Origin of the sequence: Streptomyces sp. NPDC058663 (genome assembly GCF_042716745.1) — a bacterium.
Classification (GTDB): domain Bacteria; phylum Actinomycetota; class Actinomycetes; order Streptomycetales; family Streptomycetaceae; genus Streptomyces.
The window spans coordinates 69399-88999 of sequence record NZ_JBHXRV010000027.1; the positions used below are offsets into that span (position 1 = coordinate 69399).

17 protein-coding genes are annotated in these 19601 nt (G+C 72.8%); 7 read left to right on the forward strand and 10 right to left on the reverse strand.

The features are described 5' to 3' along the window. The first annotated feature begins 354 nt into the window (after positions 1 to 354). Genes ACFWVV_RS20810 through ACFWVV_RS20830 form a run of 5 tightly spaced genes read left to right on the forward strand, consistent with a single transcriptional unit; the run spans position 355 to position 5043 of the window. The gene (locus ACFWVV_RS20810) at positions 355 to 2058 is read left to right on the forward strand and encodes an ATP-binding protein (RefSeq protein ID WP_384353319.1); all 1704 of its coding nucleotides are present in this window, start codon (positions 355 to 357) and stop codon (positions 2056 to 2058) included. Next, positions 2055 to 2465, forward strand: coding sequence for a roadblock/LC7 domain-containing protein (locus ACFWVV_RS20815; protein ID WP_384353316.1), 411 nt, complete (start codon positions 2055 to 2057; stop codon positions 2463 to 2465). The genes ACFWVV_RS20810 and ACFWVV_RS20815 overlap by 4 nt, the downstream gene beginning before the upstream one ends. Beyond that, entirely contained in the window at positions 2462 to 2869 is a 408-nt protein-coding gene (locus tag ACFWVV_RS20820) for a DUF742 domain-containing protein (protein ID WP_384353313.1), read from the forward strand. The genes ACFWVV_RS20815 and ACFWVV_RS20820 overlap by 4 nt, the downstream gene beginning before the upstream one ends. Then, on the forward strand, positions 2850 to 3464 hold the full coding sequence (locus ACFWVV_RS20825; protein WP_384353310.1) for an ATP/GTP-binding protein: 615 nt from the start codon (positions 2850 to 2852) through the stop codon (positions 3462 to 3464). The genes ACFWVV_RS20820 and ACFWVV_RS20825 overlap by 20 nt, the downstream gene beginning before the upstream one ends. Before the next feature lie 37 nt (positions 3465 to 3501). Further along, positions 3502 to 5043: a cytochrome P450 gene (locus ACFWVV_RS20830; protein ID WP_384353307.1), complete on the forward strand. Its 1542-nt coding sequence runs from the start codon at positions 3502 to 3504 to the stop codon at positions 5041 to 5043. A 79-nt stretch (positions 5044 to 5122) separates the two neighbouring features. Here the strand turns inward: ACFWVV_RS20830 and ACFWVV_RS20835 are convergent, their stop codons facing one another. Together ACFWVV_RS20835 and ACFWVV_RS20840 are read right to left on the reverse strand one after the other, a co-directional pair. Further along, positions 5123 to 6232, reverse strand: coding sequence for a hypothetical protein (locus ACFWVV_RS20835; RefSeq protein ID WP_384353304.1), 1110 nt, complete (start codon positions 6230 to 6232; stop codon positions 5123 to 5125). 605 nt (positions 6233 to 6837) lie between these two features. Beyond that, positions 6838 to 7761, reverse strand: coding sequence for a phosphotransferase family protein (locus ACFWVV_RS20840; protein ID WP_384353301.1), 924 nt, complete (start codon positions 7759 to 7761; stop codon positions 6838 to 6840). Between the two features lie 129 nt (positions 7762 to 7890). Here ACFWVV_RS20840 and ACFWVV_RS20845 point away from each other — a divergent pair, with 129 nt between their 5' ends. Next, positions 7891 to 9207 (forward strand): LCP family protein, encoded by a 1317-nt coding sequence (locus tag ACFWVV_RS20845; RefSeq protein WP_384353298.1) that lies wholly within the window; start codon positions 7891 to 7893, stop codon positions 9205 to 9207. Positions 9208 to 9378: 171 nt separating this feature from the next. Here the strand turns inward: ACFWVV_RS20845 and ACFWVV_RS20850 are convergent, their stop codons facing one another. The 8 genes from ACFWVV_RS20850 to ACFWVV_RS20885 form a co-directional block, all read right to left on the reverse strand. Then, the gene (locus ACFWVV_RS20850; RefSeq protein WP_384353295.1) at positions 9379 to 10563 is read right to left on the reverse strand and encodes a 4-hydroxybenzoate 3-monooxygenase; all 1185 of its coding nucleotides are present in this window, start codon (positions 10561 to 10563) and stop codon (positions 9379 to 9381) included. Between the two features lie 4 nt (positions 10564 to 10567). Continuing rightward, on the reverse strand, positions 10568 to 11806 hold the full coding sequence (gene pcaD, locus ACFWVV_RS20855) for a 3-oxoadipate enol-lactonase (RefSeq protein WP_384353292.1): 1239 nt from the start codon (positions 11804 to 11806) through the stop codon (positions 10568 to 10570). A gap of 175 nt (positions 11807 to 11981) precedes the next feature. After that, positions 11982 to 13514, reverse strand: a complete 1533-nt coding sequence (locus ACFWVV_RS20860) for a lyase family protein (RefSeq protein ID WP_384353424.1) — start codon at positions 13512 to 13514, stop codon at positions 11982 to 11984. A gap of 121 nt (positions 13515 to 13635) precedes the next feature. Next, positions 13636 to 14208, reverse strand: coding sequence for a protocatechuate 3,4-dioxygenase subunit alpha (gene pcaG, locus ACFWVV_RS20865; RefSeq protein ID WP_384353289.1), 573 nt, complete (start codon positions 14206 to 14208; stop codon positions 13636 to 13638). After that, the gene (gene pcaH / locus ACFWVV_RS20870) at positions 14205 to 14996 is read right to left on the reverse strand and encodes a protocatechuate 3,4-dioxygenase subunit beta (RefSeq protein ID WP_384353286.1); all 792 of its coding nucleotides are present in this window, start codon (positions 14994 to 14996) and stop codon (positions 14205 to 14207) included. The genes pcaG and pcaH overlap by 4 nt, the downstream gene beginning before the upstream one ends. A 10-nt stretch (positions 14997 to 15006) precedes the next feature. After that, on the reverse strand, positions 15007 to 16194 hold the full coding sequence (locus ACFWVV_RS20875; protein WP_384353283.1) for a thiolase family protein: 1188 nt from the start codon (positions 16192 to 16194) through the stop codon (positions 15007 to 15009). Beyond that, positions 16191 to 16838, reverse strand: coding sequence for a 3-oxoacid CoA-transferase subunit B (locus tag ACFWVV_RS20880; RefSeq protein WP_384353280.1), 648 nt, complete (start codon positions 16836 to 16838; stop codon positions 16191 to 16193). Before ACFWVV_RS20880 ends, ACFWVV_RS20875 begins: the two co-directional genes overlap by 4 nt. Continuing rightward, positions 16838 to 17620, reverse strand: a complete 783-nt coding sequence (locus tag ACFWVV_RS20885; RefSeq protein WP_384353277.1) for a CoA transferase subunit A — start codon at positions 17618 to 17620, stop codon at positions 16838 to 16840. Before ACFWVV_RS20885 ends, ACFWVV_RS20880 begins: the two co-directional genes overlap by 1 nt. A gap of 145 nt (positions 17621 to 17765) precedes the next feature. On the opposite strand from ACFWVV_RS20885, the gene ACFWVV_RS20890 reads away from it, so the two are divergent. Continuing rightward, positions 17766 to 19511, forward strand: coding sequence for an IclR family transcriptional regulator C-terminal domain-containing protein (locus ACFWVV_RS20890; protein WP_384353421.1), 1746 nt, complete (start codon positions 17766 to 17768; stop codon positions 19509 to 19511). Positions 19512 to 19601 lie beyond the last annotated feature (90 nt).

The following is a 19601-nucleotide window of genomic DNA, read 5'->3' on the forward strand; positions in this document are numbered from 1 at the left end:
CGGGGCGGGCGGGCCGGCTTTCTTTTTCCCCAGGGCCCGGAAGTCGTCACCGTCCCCAAGCCCTGTATCAAGCCCCACGCGCCACTGTCCTGCACTCCCGGCATATTCCTTCCATCCGGTGACTCGGCGTACACAACCGAGCGCCGAACGTGCAAAGTCGGTGAGTCTATGCCTGGGACGACGATCGGTGCAGGGGGTTGGAGGAACCGGCCGACGCCCGGACTCGGCCGGGCTAAGCTCGCTGCCCAACGAGCCGAGTTGATGTGAATTCATCCAGTTGTTCCCTTTCATGGCACTTGTTCGGAAACATCCTGAAGACCACACCGCCCCCAAAGACACCGCCAGAGGCTCTCCATGGTTCGGGTTGAATCCCCCCCTCGTCAGGCAGCACACCAGGCACGGCAGAACCGTCAGTCGCATCCGGCGCACCAGGCGCGCCAGCAGGAGTCACCCTTCGTGCGGGCCATCGCGCTGGCTGTCGTCCTGACCGTCGCCGCGACGGCGGCCGCCGCCGTCCTCGTCACGGAGCCCGCCCGGATACCCGTCGTCTGGTGCGGCGCGGTGGCATCCGTCGTCGTCGCACTGCTCACCGCCGAAATCGTGCGGCGCGGCCGGGCGTTGCGGCGCGCGCGGGCCGATCACGCACAGCGGCTGGCCGCGCTGGAGCGGCGGCTCGCCGACCACGACGACGAGACCGTGCGGCTCGCCAAGGAGCTGATGCCGGCCGCGATCCGGCGGCTGCGCTCGGGCGAGTCCCCGGCCGAGACGATGCGCGATGTCGTCGACGCCGACGAGCGGTACCGTGATCTGCCGTACGCGCAGCGCGAGTTGCTGCGCAAGGTCCTGGACATCATCGACCTGGAAGAGGCCCGGAGGGAGTCCGCGCAGCGCGCGTTCGTCAACATCGCCCGCCGCGTGCAGGCCATCGTCCACCAGCAGTCCAGCGAGCTGCGGCAGATGGAGGAGGACCACGGGCGCAACCCCGAGGTCTTCGACGACCTGCTGCGGATCGACCACGGCACGGCCCTGATCGGCCGTCTCGCCGACTCCATCTCGGTGCTCGGCGGTGCCCGCCCTAGCCGTCAGTGGCCGCGTGCGGTACCGCTGTTCAGCGTGCTGCGCGGCGCCATGTCGCGGATCCTGGAGTACCGGCGGGTCGATCTGCACTCGATCGCCAAGGTCGCCATCATCGGCACCGCCGTCGAACCGCTCATCCACGCCTGTGCGGAGCTGCTGGACAACGCCACCCGCTACTCGCCGCCACAGACCCGGGTGCACGTCACCGCGGTCGAGGTGCAGACCGGCATCGCCATCGAGATCGAGGACGGCGGCGTCAGCCTCAGCGAGGAGGCCCGCAACCGGGCCGAGAACATGCTCGCGCAGGCCCAGGCCGGCATCGACCTCAACGAGCTCGGCGACACCCCCCGCCTCGGCATGGCCGTCGTCGGCCGGCTGTCCCAGATGTACAACCTCCAGGTGTCGCTGCGGCAGTCCGCGTACGGCGGCGTCCGGGCGGTACTGATCGTGCCGCGCGACATCGTCACCACCGGGCCCGCCCCGGGCATCGCGCACGGCATCGGCGCCTCCGCCGTGCCGCGCGGCGGCAGGAGCGAGGGCATGACGCCCGAGGAGGCCCGCGCCCCGCAGCGCAAGCCCCGGCCGCCGAAGCCCGCCGCGCCCACGCCGGCGCCCGCACCCGCGCCCCGGCCGGTGGCGATGCCGGTGTCGGCCATGGAGGAGGACGTCCCCGTGGTCACCGAATGGACCGAGAACGGGCTGCCGCAGCGCCGCAGCCGGGGCCGCGCCCCGCTCGGTTCCCACAACCTTCCGGCGCAGGAGCGCCAGGCCGCCGCGGAGGCCGCGGCGGCCGCAGGAGCGGCGGCGGCAGCAGCCGGGCAGCCGCGCAAGGAAGAACCCGAGCCGGGCATCTGGCTCGAAGCATTCACCAAGGCGGCCAACGGAGTGCCGCTGGATCCGCCGGCCGCGACGGACGGTCCGCAGGCGCAACCGGCCGGCGGCGATCTGGACAACACATGGGACAAAGGAGATCTGAAGTGATCCAGCAGCGGGCCAACTTGGACTGGATTCTCAAGGACCTGGCCACCGGGGTACCGCAGATCCACCAGATCGTGGTGCTCTCCGCCGACGGCCTGCGGATCGCGCGGCACGGCGGGGACCCCGACGTCGCCGACCGGCTCGCCGCGGCCTGTGCCGGACTGCAGAGCCTTGCCGCCGCGGTCGCCTCGGAGATCCCCGACAGCGACGGCCGGATGCGCATGGTCGTCATCGAGGTCGACGGCGGCTTCTTCTACCTGATGGCGGCGGGGGCCGGGGCCTATCTGGCGGTCCTCGCGGACGAGACGGTGGACGCGGGAATGGTGGGTGCCCGCATGCGGGACCTGGTCGTACGGATCGGAGCCCACCTGACCAGTCCGCCCCGGCACGACGGGCAGCGCACCGTATGAAGCACCCACTCCGCCGAGAACGACGGGCGAAACTGCCCGCCTCCGACGCGCGGTCCCCGGATACCGGGACCGCGAAGGGGGACCCCGAACGGCTGTATGTGATCACTGGTGGCCCGGACGGCAGCGAGCGGGCCTCGCTCGACCTGGTCACCATGGTCGTCGCGTGCTCCACCCCGTCCCCCACGGTCCAGCCCGAGCAGGCCGCGATCCTGCGGCTGTGCCGGGCCCCGCTGTCGGTGGCGGAGATCTCCGCCTACCTGCGGCTTCCGTTCAGCGTGGTCACCTCGCTGCTGACCGACCTCCTCGCCACCGAGCTGGTCGAGTCGCGCGCGCCGATCGTCCGCGCCGTACTCCCCGACCGGTCCCTCCTCGAAGCGGTGATGCATGGACTACAACGGCTCTGACACCCTTGCGGGCCCCCGGTCCGAGGACGTACTGCCCGCCACCGCCACCGCCGCGGTCAAGGTGGTGATCGTCGGAGGCTTCGGTGTCGGCAAGACGACGATGGTCGGCTCGGTCAGCGAGATCCGTCCGCTGACCACCGAAGAGACCATGACCCAGGCCAGCATCGGGGTGGACGACAACTCGCGGATCGAGGGCAAGACCGCCACCACCGTGGCGATGGACTTCGGCCGGATCAGCATCAGCGAGCAGCTGATCCTCTATCTGTTCGGCACCCCGGGCCAGGAGCGCTTCTGGTTCCTGTGGAACGGTCTTTTCGAGGGCGCGCTCGGTGCGGTCGTGCTGGTCGACACCCGTCGGCTGGAGGTCAGCTTCGACGTGATCGGGCGGCTGGAGGAGCGCGGGGTGCCGTTCGTGGTCGCGGTGAACACCTTCCCGGACGCCCCGAACCACCCGATGGAAGCCCTGCGGCACGCGCTCGACCTCCCCGACGAAGTGCCGATGGTGAACTGCGACGCCCGGCTCCGGGCCTCGAGCCGCGATGTGCTGATGACGCTGATGCACTACCTGCACACGCTCGCCGCGCAGCGCGCCTGACGCCCGCTCGTCCCCCCTTCCCTTCCCTGGAGCTGCCTTGACCTCCCCCTTCGACCCGGCCCCCGTCCCGCCGCCCGGCTGCCCGGCCCACACCGACGAGGGCGAGTTCGGCCCCGGCGGGCTGCGCAGGATCTACGGTCCGGCGCACGAGAAGGACCCGATGGGTCTGTACGAGAAGCTGCGCGCCGAACACGGCCCGGTCGCCCCCGTCCTGATCAACGGTGACGTACCCGCCTGGCTGGTCCTCGGGCACAGCGAGAACCTGCACATGACCCGTACGCCGTCCCTGTACTCCAGGGACTCGCGGCGCTGGCGGCTGCTGCAGGACGGTACGGTCGGCATGAACAACCCGCTCGCGCCGATCTTCGCGTACCAGCCGATCTGCGTCTTCGCCGACGGCGCGGAGCACGAGCGCCAGCGCGGCGCGGTCACCGACTCCATCTCCCGGATCGACCACCGTGGCGTGCGCCGCTTCATCAACCGGTTCAGTAACCGGCTGGTCAACGAGTTCTGCGAGGACGGGCGCGCCGATCTGGTGAGCCGGTTCGCCGAGCACCTGCCGATGATGGTGATGTGCCAGATCCTCGGCATGCCGGAGGAGTACGACGAGCGCCTGGTGCAGTCCGCCCGCGACATGATCAAGGGCACCGAGACCGCCATCGCCAGCAACGAGTACGTGATGGCGGCGCTGTACCGGCTGGTTGCCCGCCGCCGCGCGGAGCCCGAGGACGACTTCACCACGTGGATGGTGGAGCACCCGGCGGGGCTGGGGGACGACGAAATCGCCCAGCACCTGCGCCTGGTGCTGATCGCCGCGTACGAGACGACCGCCAACCTGATCGCCAACGTGCTGCGCATGGTGCTCACCGATCCGCGTTTCCGGGCCCAGCTCAGCGGCGGGCACATGACGCTGCCGGAGGCGGTCGAGCAGACGCTGTGGGACGAGCCGCCGTTCACCAACATCCTGGGCCGCTGGGCGGCCGGGGACTCCGAGCTCGGCGGGCAGAAGATCAAGGCGGGTGACGCGCTGATCGTCGGCATCGCCCCGGCCAACGTGGATCCGGTGGTACGCCCCGACCCGTCGGCCTCCATGCAGGGCAACCGGGCCCATCTCGCGTTCAGTGGCGGGCCGCACGAATGCCCCGGGCAGGACATCGGCCGGGCCATCGCCGACACCGGCATCGACGCCCTGCTGATGCGTCTGCCCGACCTTCAGCTCGCGGTCGAGGAAGAGGAGTTGCGCTGGCGCAGCTCGCTGATGGCGCGGCATCTGATCGAGCTGCCGGTGACGTTCGCCCCCCGTCCGCCGCAGGAGGTGGCCGGGCCCACGGCGCCGACGGCGCGCAGTGCGCCGTCCCGGGACTGGGAGGTGGGCTCGGTGTCCCGCAACGGCGCACCGGCATCTCCGGCCCAGCCGATGCCGGTGCAGGCGAGCGCGGCCCCGGCGGCCGGCCGGCCGGGGCCCGTGCCGCAGGCTCCGGACTCCCCGCCGCCGGTCGTCCCCATCCCGGCGCAGCGCCGCGGGTCGGCGCCGGTACGGATGTGGCGGCAGCTGGTGACCTGGTGGCGCGGCTACTGAGCCGGCCGCGGCCCGCGCGGCCACTGGACCGGCGGCTTCCCGCGCGGCGCGCCGGGGCGGTGCGTCACGCGGCGCTGCATCACGCGGCGCGCCGCACCACGCCGAACTCCGGGTCCAGCTGGTCCCACCACCAGGCGATCGACGGCAGCGGCAGGGGTTCGCCGCTGTCGTCGGCGGGCCGGTGCTTCCACCAGCTGATCGGGCGGACCGCGCCATCGCCGGTGGCGGGGACCAGGTAGCGGGGGCAGCGCGATGCCCAGTCCAGGTGTCCGCGTACGAACTGTCCCAAGTCGTGGACGTAACGCCGCACTTCGGCTCCGCCGTCGCACAGCACCTGGGCGCGCAGTCGCAGGAAGAGGGTCATCACGCGGTCGCGCATCTCGACGGCCCGCTCCAGCGCCTGTTGCGTGCTGCAGCCGAGCTCGTTGCGGAGCACGTCGATGAGGTTGAGGTCGTCGTCGGCGCGCAGCAGTTCCTTGTTGCGCGAGTAGAGATCGTTGTCCCAGCTGACCAGGGTCCAGGTGATTTCGGTGAGGGCCCGCACCCGGGGGTCCTCGAGGTCCTCGTCGGGCACCGAGTAGCCGGCGACGATCTCCATCATGGCGGTGGAGGGAGCCATGCCGATGGCGCGCATCCACAGGGTGACGTAGTCGTCGAGCGAGGGAAGTCCGGGGCTGCGCCGGCACTGGGCCTCCCAGACCAGGCCCGAGGTGTAGACCCGCATGGCGTCGACCCAGCGGCGCAGCTGCCGGGGGGTGGCGTACGTCTGAAGTTCCTGGCGCAGTTCGCGCAGCGAGGCGGCGTGCCGCGACTCGCCCGGCACGACCGCGCCCGGCGCTTCCACGGCGCGCATTATTCGGGAGGTTTCCTGGGCCAGGTGCCCCGCGGTCGGCTGCGCCTCGTCGCAGACGCCGTCGTCGAGCGAGAAGAGCACGGCGTGGAACTTCGCCATCAGGGTGAGCGGTGCGAGGCTTCCGTAGGGCATGGTCGACGCGGTGAGACCGCCGAAGTCGCAGAGGGCCAGGCGCCTTCGCTGCTGCGGATCGCTGTCCAGTTGCTGCCGGAGCATCCAGTCGACGGTCAGTTCGTTCAGTACGTGCGCCGCTGGGTGCGCGGCGGCCGGCACCGGACAGTAGAACGGGACGTGGGGCAGTTGCTGAATCAGCCGGTGATCCGAGGCGACGGTCATGGGATTTCCCCCTGGAGTCCAGGTTTCAACGTGCAGTGCGGTGTTCTGTTCTGTGCTGGGGCCTATATGCCCATGTCCGATCGTCAATAACAATGCAACTGGCCACCACTTGGCGCAAGTTGAGCAGCGCTTGTTCACCGTGGCCGGCCGACCGGAATTCACACCGAGAATACGCCGTGGATGATCCTCGGGAGGCGGGCGGGACCACCGGGACGGATCTTTACGTGCCCGCCTCTTGCACATCGAGAGGAAATACCCTCCGGAATACGGCGGAACCGCCCCGTGCTGTGCTGAGGGGCCGAGGTGCGGCCCCGCATAGTGTCCACGCAGGTCAACACCGGTACGATCTGGCGGATTTCACCCTTGCCGGGGCCCTCACGTTCGAAATCTCCCGCCCCTTACCGGACCGTCCGGGCGGATTCCGCGCCGTGTGCACGCCTCATTGCGCGCCGGGGCGCTCTGCGAGGAACTCCGTGCATTCCGAGCGCGTTCGAATTGCCTCCCCCGAGGGCTTCTGCAATTGACCTATGCTCCGTGAATATGCACGGCCCGGGGCATCGGTTCACCCGCCGCGAGTGTCAACAGCCGCACTCCCGAACCGGCTGTCAGACGGCCCCGAACCAGGTTTCCGCGACGGACTCCCAGGTCTGTTCGGAAGGCGCGGGGAGGTCACGGAAGTACCACGTGAAGTTCGAGTAGACGTGCAGCAAGGCGTATGCGAGGAGTTGCCGGGGATCGAAGGTGCGGCCGTATGCCTTCTGGAAGCGGGCCATCAGCCCGGGCTCGCCCCGGGTCAGGAACAGACCGATCGCGACCAGATCGTACGCAGGGTCGCCGATCATGGCGGGTTCGAAGTCGAAGAGCCCGGTGAGCTGCCAGGTCTCCGGGTCCACGACGAGGTGCTGGCGCATCAGCTCGGTGTGCAGCACGGCCTGGCGGGCCGGGACCGGCAGGTCGACGGAGTCGAGGAAGCCGGGGATCCGCGCGGTCCACTCCTCGGGCAGCTTGCGGGACCGCTGCCGCTCCACGGCCACGGCGCGCTGCCGTGCGACGAAGGCGGCCCAGTCGCCGGGGCCCAGGACGTCGGCGAGCGGGGCGGGGTCGAGTGCGTGCAGCGCGGCAAGCGCCTCCCCGGCCTCGGCGACGATGCGTTCCCGGTCGGCGGCGGGGATGCGGGGCCAGGCGACGGAGAGGTCCTCGCCCGGGAGTTGGGACATCAGGACGTACCGCCAGCCGCTCCCGTACGTACCCGAGGCGTGCAGGTCCGGGGTGCGCAGCGGCAGCCGGCCCTGGAGGTGGGCCAGCACGCGGGCCTCGGTGAGGGCGTCCTCGGCGTCGCAGGTGGGGAAGAGCTTGAGGACGTGTTCGGTGCCGACCGCGTAGACGGGCATCGAGCCGCCGGAGTAGCGGGTGAGTGGTGCGCCGGCGAGGTCCAGCCGGGAGAGCAGGTCCGTCACCGCGGGCCGCATGATCGCCTCGTCAGGGACGACGGAGTCCCACTCTTCATCCGTGTTGACCTCGGGGAGCATGGCGCGGAGCCAACCCGATGATCAGCCCGACCGCAAGCGATTTCTTCAAGGGCTGCGCTACGCTGCGGGGCATATTTGGCTCATTTGTCGTGTTTGCGCGTGATCTCGGATCGACTCCCGGAGGTCCCCTTGCCGTCCAGCCGCCGTCGTCTCGCACTCGCCGCGCTCCTGGTGGCCTCGCTCGCCGCCGGCCCCTTTCCGGCGTCCGCGGACGCGCCCGCCCCGTACAGCCTCCGGCACGCCGGCACGCTGTCCTCGGAGGCGATGCGCGCACCGGGAACGAACCTGCTGGTCGTCGGCATCGACCGGCGGCGCGGTATGACCCGGGAGCGCATTCAGCAGCTGCACGTCGGCGGGCAGGAGTGCGACTGCACCGACGTGATGATGGTGGTGCACCTGGCCGAGGACGGTGAGCGGCTGAGCGTGATGTCCCTCCCTCGGGACTCCTATGTGCCCTTCGCGCCGCACGGTCACCCGCAGCACGCGGGGAAGATCAACGCCGCGTTCGCGCACGGCGGTCCCGACCTCGCCGTGCGGACCGTGGAGCAGGTGACGGGGCTGCGGATCGACCACTACCTGGAGACCGGCTTCGACGACTTCACCCAGGCGGTCGATGGGCTCGGGGGCGCACAGGTCTGCACCGACCGGCCGCTGACGGACATCAACTCCGGGCTGCGGCTGACGCCGGGCACCCATGTGCTCGACGGCGTGGGGGCCCTGCGCTACGCACGGGCCCGCAAGGTGTCCCCGCCCGGCGACCTGGGGCGGGTGCGCCGCCAGCAGCGGCTGTTGCTCGGCATGCTGACGCGCGTGTCCGGCACGGACGCCTTCCGCAGTCCGGTACGGCTCGCGGAAGCAACCGGCACCCTGCTCCCGCACCTGCGCACGGACTCCGGCACCGACTTCGCCGCGCTGTTCTCGCTGGGCTGGTCGATGCGCGCACTGCGCCCGGAGCAGATGGAGTTCGCGACTGTGCCGCTGTCGGCGTTCGACCACCGGGTACCGGGGTGGGGCTCGACACTGGTCTGGGACCGGAAGCGGGCGGACCGGATGTTCACCGCCCTGCGCCAGGACCGGGCCGTCGCCGCGGAGGTCACCTTGCAGGCGGTGCCGGTGGAGAAGGCGCCGGGCACGGTGACGGTACGGGTGGACGACCCCGACGTGGCCGAGGCGCTGTCGCGCACCGGTTTCGACGTGACGAAGGAGCAGTCCCCGGCCGCCCGGCCAGAGGGCCCGACGGTGATCACGTACGACCCGCACTGGAGCCGGTACGCCTCGACGCTGGCCGCCGCACTGCCCGGCGCGCAGCTGCGGCCGGTCGCCGGGCACGGCCGCGTCTTCCGGGTGGCGGTGGGCTCCGCGGTCCAGGACGTGACCCAGGTGACGCACGACCGGAGCATGGTGGAGGGGGCACCGATGACCGGGGAGCAGTTGCGCTGCCGGTGAGCGGACCGCACCGGGCGCGAGCACCTGGCCGGCCGGGCGGTACCGACGGCCCCGCCGACGAGCGGGCACCGAGGCTGGGGGTCACCTCGTCCGCCTTGGCGGGGCTGCTGGGCGCGGTGGCGTTCTCGCTGGTGCCGTTGGCCTCGCGGCGCTCCCGCCGTGCTGCCGCGCCTATTCCGTGAGCGGCAGGCCCGTGTAGTTCTCGGCGAGTTCGGCCGCCGCGTGCGGGGAGGAGGCGATCCGCTCCAGCTGGGAGAGCTGGAGCCGGGTGTCGAAAGCGGACTGCCCGGGGTCGGTGTGGAGCATGGTCGTCATGAGGTACGAGAAGTGCTCGGCGCGCCAGACCCGGCGCAGGGCCGCGTCCGAGTAGGCGTCGAGCAGCGCCGGGGACCCGGTGGTGTGCAGCTGGGTGAAGGCCTCCGCCAGCCGGGCCACGTCGGCGACCGCCAGATTGAGCCCCTTCGCCCCGGTCGGCGGGACGATGTGCGCGGCGTCCCCGGCGAGGAACACGCGCCCGTAACGCATGGGTTCGGTGACCCAACTGCGCATCGGCAGCACGGATTTCGCGGTGACAGGACCCCGTTCCAGTTTCTGGCCGGGGTCGGCCGTCGTGGCGAACCGCGCGTCGAGCTCGTCCCAGATCCGGGTGTCGGGCCAGGCGGCGGGGTCGGTGCCGTGGGGCACCTGGAGGTAGAGCCGGCTGACGGTGGGCGAGCGCATGCTGGCGAGGGCGAAGCCGCGGGGGTGGTGGGCGTAGACCAGCTCGTCGTGGACGGGTCGCGCGTCGGCGAGGATGCCCAGCCAGGAGTAGGGGTACGTCCGCGCGTAGGTGGTGCGCACCGTGTCGGGGACGGCTTGTCGCGTCACGCCGTGGAAGCCGTCGCAGCCGACGACGTAGTCGCAGCTGAGGGTCTGCGCGCGGCCTTCGTGGCGAAAGCTGACCGTTGGCCTTCCGGTGTCCGCGCCTGCCACGCCGGTGACCTCCGCCCCGAACAACAGACTCCCTCCGCCGTCGAGTTGCAGGGCTATCAGGTCCCTCACGACCTCGGTCTGGGCGTACACCATGACCCGCCGGCCGCCGGTCAGGGCCGGGAAGTCGAGACGGTGGGCGCGGCCGTCGAAGCGGAGCTCGATGCCGTCGTGGGGCAGGCCCTCGCGGTCCATGCGCTCCCCCGCACCGGCGGCGCGGAGGAGGTCGACGGTGCCCTGTTCGAGGATGCCGGCGCGCTGGCGCTGTTCGACGTAGGCACGCTCCCGGCTCTCCAGGACGACGTGGCCGATGCCCGCGAGGTGCAGGAGGCGGGCCAGCAGGAGTCCGGCGGGACCGCCGCCGACGATGCCAACTGTGGTGTGCATGGGGTCAGTCGTCCGTTTCGTGGGCGGGGGCGTGCGGGTGGTCGGGTGTTCTGTCGGCGGGGACGTGCGGGTGGCCGGGGGCGGGGTCGTTCAGGACGCGGTGGGCGATGCCGAAGGCGGCGTTGGCCGCGGGGACGCCGCAGTAGACGGCGGACTGGAGGAGCACTTCGCCGATCTCCTCGTGGCTGAGTCCGTTGCGGACCGCAGCCCTGAGGTGCAGGGCCAGTTCCTCGTGGTGGCCGCCCGCGACGAGGGCGGTGAGGGTGACGCAGCTGCGGGTGCGGCGGTCGAGGGTGTCCCCGGCCCAGATCTCGCCCCACGCGTAGCGGGTGATGAAGTCCTGGAACCGGGCGGTGAGGGGGGTGGTGCGGGCGACGGCCCGGTCGACGTGGTCGTCACCGAGGACTGCGCGGCGTACGGTCATGCCGCTCGCGTACGGATGTGCCTGCGGGTGCACGTGGCTGCGGGGAGCGCGGCCGGCGGCGGTGAGGTGGTGCTGGAGGGCGGCCAGTACGGGTTCGGGGCGCTCGACGTTCGCGAGGTGGGCGGCGTGCGGGAGCTCGGTGAGGGTGGCGCCGGGGATGCCGTCGGCGAGCAGCCGGGCGTCGGCGGGCGGGGTGGCCCGGTCCTCGCGGCCTGCGAGGACGAGGGTCGGGGCGGTGATCTTCCCGAGGTCCGCGCGCAGGTCGAAGGCAGCGAGGGCGTCGCAGCAGGCGGCGTACGCGGCGGGGTCGGTGGCGCTCTGGTCGGCGCGCAGCCGCTCGACGGCGGGACCGTGGCAGCGCGGGGTGAACCAGCGGGCGGGCGCCGAATCGGCGAGCGGAGCCGTCCCTTCCCGCCGCACCAGTGCGGCACGCTCCGCCCACATCTCGGGGGTGCCGAACCGGGCGGACGTACAGAGGAGGGCCAGCGAGTCGACGCGCCGCGGGTGGTGCGCGGCGAGCCAGCTGCCGACGGCGCCGCCGAGTGAGATGCCCGCGTACGAGAAGCGTTCGATGCCGAGCGAGTCGGCGAGCTCCAGTACGAGGCGGCCGAGGTCGGCGACGGTCGCCCCGGCCCGGAGAAGGGATGCGGTGGAGCCCCCGTGCCCGGGAAGGTCCCAGCGCAGCACCTTGAAATGCTGCGCCAGTGCGTCGATTTGGGGTTCCCACACGGCAAGCGAGGTGCCGAGGGACGGCCCGAGGAGGAGGTTCGGGGCTTCGGGGGGCCCGTCGGTGCGGTGGTGCAGGAGGGGGCGGTTCATCGGGGTCCTGAGGGGCGAGGGGGGCACGGGGCAGAGGCAAGGGCAGGGGCGGGGGCAGGCAGTGGGAGGCGCGGGGCAGGAAGGCCGGGATGGGGGGCTGCTGGGCGGGAGATCACTCGGCACGGGGACGCGACGGGGGGCTACGGTGCGCAGCCACGAGTCCCGGGACCGGACATCACAGGAGCGGACGGGCGGGAGTACGGGTCAGGGCGTGGTCGGTGAGGGCCGGGGCGGCGCCCACGTAGCCCGCGGGGTCCAGGAGGGCGTCGAGCTGCTCGCGGGGCGGCAGCACGGCTGCCTCGGGCTGGTGCCGCAGGGCCTGTGCGAGATCCGTGCCGTGCTCGGCCGCGTCACAGGAGGCCCGGGCGAGCAGGTCCTTGGCGGCGGCGCGGCCCAGCAGCGGAGTGAGAGCGGTCAGCAGGCGCTCGGACGCGATCAGGCCGCCCGTGCGCGCCAGGTTCTCGCGCATGCGGCCGGGCCGCACCACGAGCCCGGCACAGAGCTCCGCCGCGTCACGGGCCGCCCCGCCGGTCAGGCGCAGCGCGTCACGCAGTGGCTGCCACTCGGCGTGCCAGGCGCCGGCGGGGCGTTCGTCCTCGGCTGCCAGGGATCCGTACAGTACGGCGGCCAGTGCCGGGACCTGGCGGGCGGTGGCCGCGATCAGGGTGGCGCGGACCGGGTTGCTCTTGTGCGGCATCGCGGACGATCCGCCGCCCGAGCCCTCCGCGAGTTCGCCGATCTCGGTGCGGGAGAGGACGAGTACGTCGGCGGCGATCTTCCCGAGCGCCCCCGCGGTGAGGGCGAGCGCCCCGGCCAGGTCGGCGACAGGGGTGCGCAGGGTGTGCCAGGGCAACTGAGGCGTGGCAAGGCCGAGTTCCGCGGCAAAGGCCTGGACGAGTCGCAAGGGGTGGTCCGCCGGCAGGACCGGACGGTCCGTCGGCCGCGGGCGGCCGGCCTGCGACGCGTGGCGGGCCCCCGCCGCCGGGTGCGCGGTCTCCGTCGGCGAGGAGTGTCCCGCACCCATCGCGCCCACAGCCCCCGAGCCGGTCTCGCCCGGCGCTGCGGAGCCGTCCGCCCCGCCCTGCTCCCCCGCGGTGGCCGCGAAGGCCGCCAATGTCCCTGCCGCGCCGCCCAGTTGCACCGGCAGGGTCTCCCGTACCGCTGTCAGGCGGTCGTGGGCGTCCAGCAGCAGGGCACGCCAGCCTGCCGCCTTGAGCCCGAAGGTGGTGGGTACCGCGTGCTGGGTGAGTGTGCGGCCGGGCATGGGGGTGGTGCGGTGTGCGGCCGCCAGTGCGGCGAGGGTGGCTGCCGCGCGTTCCAGGTCGGCGGTCAGCAGGTCGAGAGTGCGGGCCGCGAGCAGCATCAGGGCGGTGTCGAGGATGTCCTGGCTGGTGGCCCCGCGGTGCACGAACTCCGCGTCGGACGGATTCAGTTCGGTCACTTCGGCGGTCAGTTCGGTCACTTCGGCGGTCAGTTCGGCGACCAGCGGGACCACCGGGTTCCCGGCCGCCCTGGCTCGCAGCGCGAGGTCGTGGACGTGGTAGCGGGGGCGGGTGGCGTCCGCCGCCGCGGTGACCGTCCGTGCCGCACCGGCTGGGGCTGCGCCGAGACGGGCCTGGGCCCGGGTCAGTGCGGCCTCGGCGTCGAGCATCGCCTGGAGGAAGGCGGTGTCACCGGTGGCCTCCTCGGCGGAGCTGCCCGCCGCCACAGGGGTGAAGAGGCTCGCGGCGTGCCCGGCGCGGGCCGGCGAGAGGTGCCTGAAGGCGTCCGGCGGAAGGTGTCCGGAGGCATCCGATGGAAGGTGTCCGGTGGAGGTCTTCGGGGCGTGCTCAGCGGAAGTCAAGGAACACCGTCTCCCTCTCCCCCTGGAGCCGGATGTCGAAGCGCCGCGTCCCGTCCGCCTCGCGGCGGGCGAGCAGCGTGGCCCGGCGCTCGGCGGGCAGCCCGGCCAGGGGCCCGTCCATGATCCGCGTGACGTCGTCGGCGAAGTAGGCGCGGGTGTACAGGTGGTGCATCAGTCCGCGCGCGAAGACGCAGACCGCGAGGTAGGGGTGCCGGGCCGGTGGGGCGTGCGTACGGATCGCCCAGTGGCCGTCCGCATCGGTCGCCACCCGTCCGAAGCCGGTGAAGTCGACACCGTTGCGGCCGAGGAAGCCGCCGGTCACGGGGTCGCGCCTGAGCGAGCCGGGACGGCCCGCGAGGGAGCCGTCCGGGGCGGCCTGCCAGGTCTCGATCAGCGCGTCGGGCACGGGGACGCCGCGGCCGTCGCTGACGTACCCGTGGACGGTGACCGTCTCCGGGTGTCCGGCGGGGGCGATGTCGCCGCCGCCGGTGAAGGGCAGCGCGTATCCGTAGAACGGGCCGACGGTCTGGGACGGGGTGGGCGGGAGCGCGGTGGTCATCGGTGGCCCTCCTCGGGGTCGGGCAGGGTGGCCGCGGGGCCGTCGAGGGTGATGTCCCAGCGGTAGCCGAGCGAGAACTCGGGGCGGGAGCGCCCGGGGTCATAGATGGCGACGAGGCGGTCCCTGGCGGCCCGGTCGGTGACCGACTGGAGGATCGGGTCGTAGGGCAGGAGCGGGTCGCCGGGGAAGTACATCTGGGTGACCAGGCGCTGGGTGAAGGCGCTGCCGAAGAGGGAGAAGTGGAGGTGGGCGGGCCGCCAGGCGTTCAGATGGTTGCGCCACGGATAGGCACCCGGCTTGACGGTGGTGAAGGCGTAATTGCCCTCCTGGTCCGTCAGGCAGCGTCCGGCACCGGTGAAGTGGGGGTCCAGCGGGGCCAGGTGCTGGTCGCGCTGGTGGGCGTAGCGGCCGGCGGCGTTGGCCTGCCAGAGTTCGACGAGCTGGCCGCGCACCGGGCGTCCGTGGCGGTCCAGGACCCGGCCGCTGACGGTGATCCGCTCGCCGAGCGGGTCGCCCGCGTGCTGCCGGGTGAGGTCGGCGTCGAGTGCGGTGACATCGGTGACGCCGAAGACGGGGCCGTACAGTTCGGCGGCCTCGGGGTCGCTGTCGCCCGTCAGGGCGACCAGCGGCTGCCGGGGGTGGCGCAGGACGCTGCTGCGGTACGGGGTGAAGTCGCGCGGCGGGTGGTGCGGGGCGGGGGCGCCGGCGGCGACGGCCTTGGCTGCGGCGGTGTGCCGCTCGGCCATCTCGTCGCTGATCTGCTGCTGCGTCAGTTCTGGTGCGCGCATGGGGGTTTGGTCACCTTTCCAGGACGAGTGCGAGTCCCTGGCCGACGCCGATGCACAGGGTGGCGAGCGCGGTGCCCGCACCGGTGGCGGCGAGCTGGTGGGCGGCGGCTCCGGCGATGCGGGCCCCGGAGGCACCGAGGGGGTGGCCGACGGCGAGGGCGCCGCCGCGCGGGTTGACCACCGCGGGATCGAGGTCCGGCCACTGGGACAGGCAGGCCAGGGCCTGGGCGGCGAAGGCTTCGTTGAGTTCGACGGCTGTCAGGTCGGGGAGCCGGCGGCCGGCCTTCTTCAGTGCGCGCCGGACGGCCTCGACGGGCCCTGCCCCGAAGTACTGCGGTTCGATGCCGGTGACGGCGCAGGCGCCGATCCGGGCGAGGGGTTCGCGGCCGGTGGCGCGCAGACCGTCCTCGTCGACGAGGAGGAGGGCGGCGGCTCCGTCGTTGAGGGGGGAGGAGTTGCCCGCCGTGACGGTGCCGTTCTCGCGGAAGACGGGCCCCAGTCGGGCCAGGGTTTCGAGGGTGGAGGTTTCCCTGACGCATTCGTCGCGTGCGAGGTCGGCTCCGGCGACGGGCACGACCTCGCCGTCGTACTGCCCCGACTGCCAGGCAGCGGCCGCCTTTTGATGGCTCCTGAGGGCGAACGCGTCCTGTGCCTCGCGGGTGACGCCGTACCGTTCGGCGACCAGTTCCGCGCCCTCGCCGAGGGCGACGGTCCATTCCTCGGGCATCCGCGGGTTGGTCAGCCGCCAGCCGAGGGTGGTGGAGTACATCTGCTGGTGCCCCGCGGGGAAGGCGCGGTCCGGCTTTGGCAGCACCCAGGGGGCACGGCTCATCGACTCGACGCCGCCCGCGACGGCCACCGACGCGTCACCGACGGCGACGGCGCGGGCGGCCTGGATGACGGCCTCCATGCCGGAGCCGCAGAGCCGGTTGACGGTGACGCCGGGCACGGACACCGGGAGTCCGGCGAGCAGCACCGCCATCCGGGCGACGTCGCGGTTCTCCTCCCCCGCACCGTTGGCGTTGCCGAGGAACACGTCGTCGATCCGGGCCGGGTCCAGGTCCGGGGTGCGGGCGAGGAGGGCGCGCAGCACGGTGGCGGCCAGGTCGTCGGGCCGTACGGCGGCCAGAGCGCCGCCGTACTTGCCGACCGGCGTGCGGACGGCGTCGACCACGTACACGTCGCGAAGGCGGTTCATCGTGCCACCACTTTCCCGAGGGCGACCGGCGCCCCCGTCTTCTCGATGAGTTCCGCGGCGCCGACTCCCGGCGCCGTCTCGGCCAGGACGAGCCCGTCGGCGGTCACGTCCAGGACGCCGAGGTCGGTGATGACGCGGTGCACGCACCGTCTGCCGGTGAGCGGCAGGGTGCACTCCGCCACGATCTTCGGGGTGCCGTCCTTGGCGGTGTGGTCGGTGAGGACGATGACCCGGCGGGCCCCGTGCACGAGGTCCATCGCCCCGCCCATGCCCTTGACCGTCTTTCCGGGGACGGCCCAGTTGGCGAGGTCGCCGCGGGCGGAGACCTGCATGGCGCCGAGCACCGCGGTGTCGATGTGGCCGCCGCGGATCATGCCGAAGGAGAGGGCTGAGTCGAAGAAGGAGGCGCCGGGCATGACGGTGACGGTCTCCTTGCCGGCGTTGATGAGGTCGGGGTCGACCTGGTCGTCGGTGGGGTAGGGGCCGACGCCGAGGAGTCCGTTCTCCGAGTGCAGGACGACGTCGGCGTCCGGCGGGAGGAAGCCGGGGATCAGGGTGGGCAGGCCGATGCCGAGGTTGACGTAGCTGCCGGGGTCGAGTTCGGCGGCGGCCCGTGCGGCCATTTCCGCTCGGGTCCAGGCCATCAGGGGGTCACCGTTCCTTCCGCGGCGGGCGCGGAGGTCGTGCGCCGTTCGATCGGCTTGTCCGCGGCCTGCTCCCGGGTGAGCGGGAGGACCCGCTGCACGAACACGCCGGGCAGGTGCACCGCGTCCGGGTCCAGGGCGCCGGGCTCCACCAGTTCCTCCACCTCCGCGATCGTGATCCGTCCCGCCATCGCCGCGAGGGGGTTGAAGTTGCGGGCGGAGCGGTGGAAGACGAGGTTGCCGTGCCGGTCGCCCCTGGCCGCCCGTACGAGGGCGAAGTCGGTGGTGATCCCCCGTTCCAGGACGTACTCGCGGCCGTCGAAGACGCGGGTCTCCTTCGCCGGGGAGGGCACGGCGACGCTGCCGTCGGGCCCGTAGCGCCAGGGCAGGCCGCCGTCGGCCACCTGGGTGCCGACGCCGGCCGGGGTGAAGAAGGCGGGGATTCCCGCGCCGCCGGCGCGCAGCCGCTCGGCGAGGGTGCCCTGCGGGATCAGCTCGACCTCCAGTTCACCGCCCAGGTACCGGCGGGCGAACTCTTTGTTGTCGCCGATGTAGCTGCCGGTGACCCGGCCGATCCGGCCCGCCGCGAGGAGGATGCCGAGTCCGCGGCCGTCGACGCCGCAGTTGTTGGAGACGACGTCCAGGCCGTCCTTGCCGCTGTCGTGGAGCGCCCGTATCAGCACGTCCGGTACCCCGCTGAGGCCGAAGCCGCCGACGGCGAGCGTGGCTCCGCGGGGGATGTCGGCGACCGCCTCGGCGGCGGTGACCCTGACCTTGTCCATGAAGGAATTCCTGACCCCAGGCTGTTCGCCTGATGAACTAGAGTTCACACACGTGATCCGGCATGAGTCTGCTGCGGCCCGACCGGCCTGTCAATGCCCGGTTACGGTGGCCCCTGACGTGCACCACGGAGAGCAGATGGCCGACATGAACCGCACCGCCGCCCGCACCGCCCCGCCCGCCGGAGACCCGCCCACCGGCGTCCCGCCCGCCGGGGATCCGTCCACCCAAGGCCCGCCCGCCGGGGATCCGTCCGCCGAAGGCCTGCCCGCCGAGGCGGTCGGCCCGCTGCTGCGCGGTCTCGACGTGCTGCGCCGGCTCACCGACGCGGGCGGCCGGCTGAGCCTGGGCGATCTCGTACGGTCCACCGGCCTGGCCCGCTCCACCGTCGACCGCGTCACCGGCACCCTGGCCCGGATGGGCCACCTCCGCCTGGAGGGCCGGGACGCGGTGCTCGCTCCGCGCCTGATGGAGCTCGGCAACGCCTACCTGGCCTCGCTCCGTGTCCCGGCCCTGCTCGGTCCGCACGCGGAGCGCCTGGCGGACGCGCTCGACGAGTCGGTGTCGCTGGCGGTACCCGACCGGCACGGCATCCGCTTCGTCCACCAGTCGACGCGCCGCAGGGCGATGTCGCTGAGCTTCCGCATCGGCGACCTGCTGCCCGCCGAACGGACCGCTCCCGGAACCCTGTTCGCCGCCGGCTGGGACGCGGAAGCGTGGCGGCGCTGGCGGGAGCGGTGCGCCACCGACCCGCGGCAGGCGGCCTTCCACGCCGTACCTCCGGACGAGAACCCCCCGGACGAGGCGCACTTCGCCGACCGTGTCCGGGCGGCCGCCGGGCACGGCTGGGCACTGGACGACCAGTTGATCGAGCCCGGTCTGGTGGCGCTGGCGCTCCCGGTCCGGGGCCCGGACGGCAGGACCGTGTGTGCGGCGAGCGTGGTCAGCCACACCAGCAGGCACGGCGCGGCCTCGCTCCGCACGGCGGTGCTGCCCCGGCTGCGCACGGCCGTCGCCGCGATGGAGAGCGAGCTGCGCGAGGCGCCCGACCCCGCGCCGGGTCCCGCTTCCGCGCTGGCGAGCTGGACCACCGCGTCGAAGCAGGAGCTGGGCGCGGGTTTCGTGGAGTCGCTCGCCCGCGGGCTGACCGTGCTGACCGCGTTCGGCGAGGACGCTCCGGCGCTGACCCTGACGGGTGTGGCCGAGGCGTGCGGACTGGCGCGGGCGACCGCGCGCCGGGCGTTGATCACCCTCGCCCACCTGGGGTACGTGGAGTCGGACGGCGGGGTGTTCCGGCCCGCTCCGCCGGTGCTCGGGCTGGGTTTTCCGCCCCTGTCGCGCCGCAGCCTCCCGCAGATCGCCGAGCCGCATCTCGCGGACCTGTCGCGGCGGGTGAACGACTCCGCTTCGCTCTCCGTGCTCACGGGCACGGAGATCCAGTACACGGCGCGGATCGCCACCAGCCGCATCATGAACGTCAACATCACGGTCGGCACCCGGTTCCCCGCGTACGCCACCTCCATGGGCCGGGTCCTGCTGGCCGACCTGCCCGCGCCCGAGCGTGCCGAGCGGCTCGCGCGGTCCGGACCGCGGGCGCTGACCCGGCACACGGTGACCTCGGTGAGCGAGCTCGCCGCGATCCTGGACCGGGTACGGCAGGACGGATTCGCCATGACGGACGGGGAGTTGGAGGAGGGGCTGCGCTCCGTCGCCGTACCGGTGAGGGACCGGACCGGCTCCGCGGTGGCCGCCGTCAACATCGCCATGCACAGCAGCCGCCGCACCGCACGGGAGGTCCGGGCGGAGGTGCTGCCCGCCCTGCTGGCGGCGGTGGCCGCAATCGAGGAGGACCTGGCGGTGGCCGGGCGCTTCACCCGTACGGCGGCGTACTGAGGCGGCGGCGGGAATCGGGGGTAGTCGACCGGGTGTTGGACCGCGTACGGGCGGCGCGGCCCTCGGGGGCGGCGCCCGGACCGCGACAGC

Bases quoted from the DNA above. Each gene is read 5' to 3' on its own strand.
- ACFWVV_RS20810 (WP_384353319.1), top strand. From the start codon at position 355: ATGGTTCGGGTTGAATCCCCCCCTCGTCAGGCAGCACACCAGGCACGG.
- ACFWVV_RS20820 (WP_384353313.1), top strand. From the start codon at position 2,462: ATGAAGCACCCACTCCGCCGAGAACGACGGGCGAAACTGCCCGCCTCC.
- ACFWVV_RS20825 (WP_384353310.1), top strand. From the start codon at position 2,850: ATGGACTACAACGGCTCTGACACCCTTGCGGGCCCCCGGTCCGAGGAC.
- ACFWVV_RS20835 (WP_384353304.1), bottom strand. From the start codon at position 6,232: ATGACCGTCGCCTCGGATCACCGGCTGATTCAGCAACTGCCCCACGTC.
- ACFWVV_RS20840 (WP_384353301.1), bottom strand. From the start codon at position 7,761: ATGCTCCCCGAGGTCAACACGGATGAAGAGTGGGACTCCGTCGTCCCT.
- ACFWVV_RS20850 (WP_384353295.1), bottom strand. From the start codon at position 10,563: ATGCACACCACAGTTGGCATCGTCGGCGGCGGTCCCGCCGGACTCCTG.
- pcaD (WP_384353292.1), bottom strand. From the start codon at position 11,806: ATGAACCGCCCCCTCCTGCACCACCGCACCGACGGGCCCCCCGAAGCC.
- pcaG (WP_384353289.1), bottom strand. From the start codon at position 14,208: ATGACCACCGCGCTCCCGCCCACCCCGTCCCAGACCGTCGGCCCGTTC.
- pcaH (WP_384353286.1), bottom strand. From the start codon at position 14,996: ATGCGCGCACCAGAACTGACGCAGCAGCAGATCAGCGACGAGATGGCC.
- ACFWVV_RS20875 (WP_384353283.1), bottom strand. From the start codon at position 16,194: ATGAACCGCCTTCGCGACGTGTACGTGGTCGACGCCGTCCGCACGCCG.
- ACFWVV_RS20880 (WP_384353280.1), bottom strand. From the start codon at position 16,838: ATGGCCTGGACCCGAGCGGAAATGGCCGCACGGGCCGCCGCCGAACTC.
- ACFWVV_RS20885 (WP_384353277.1), bottom strand. From the start codon at position 17,620: ATGGACAAGGTCAGGGTCACCGCCGCCGAGGCGGTCGCCGACATCCCC.
- ACFWVV_RS20890 (WP_384353421.1), top strand. From the start codon at position 17,766: ATGAACCGCACCGCCGCCCGCACCGCCCCGCCCGCCGGAGACCCGCCC.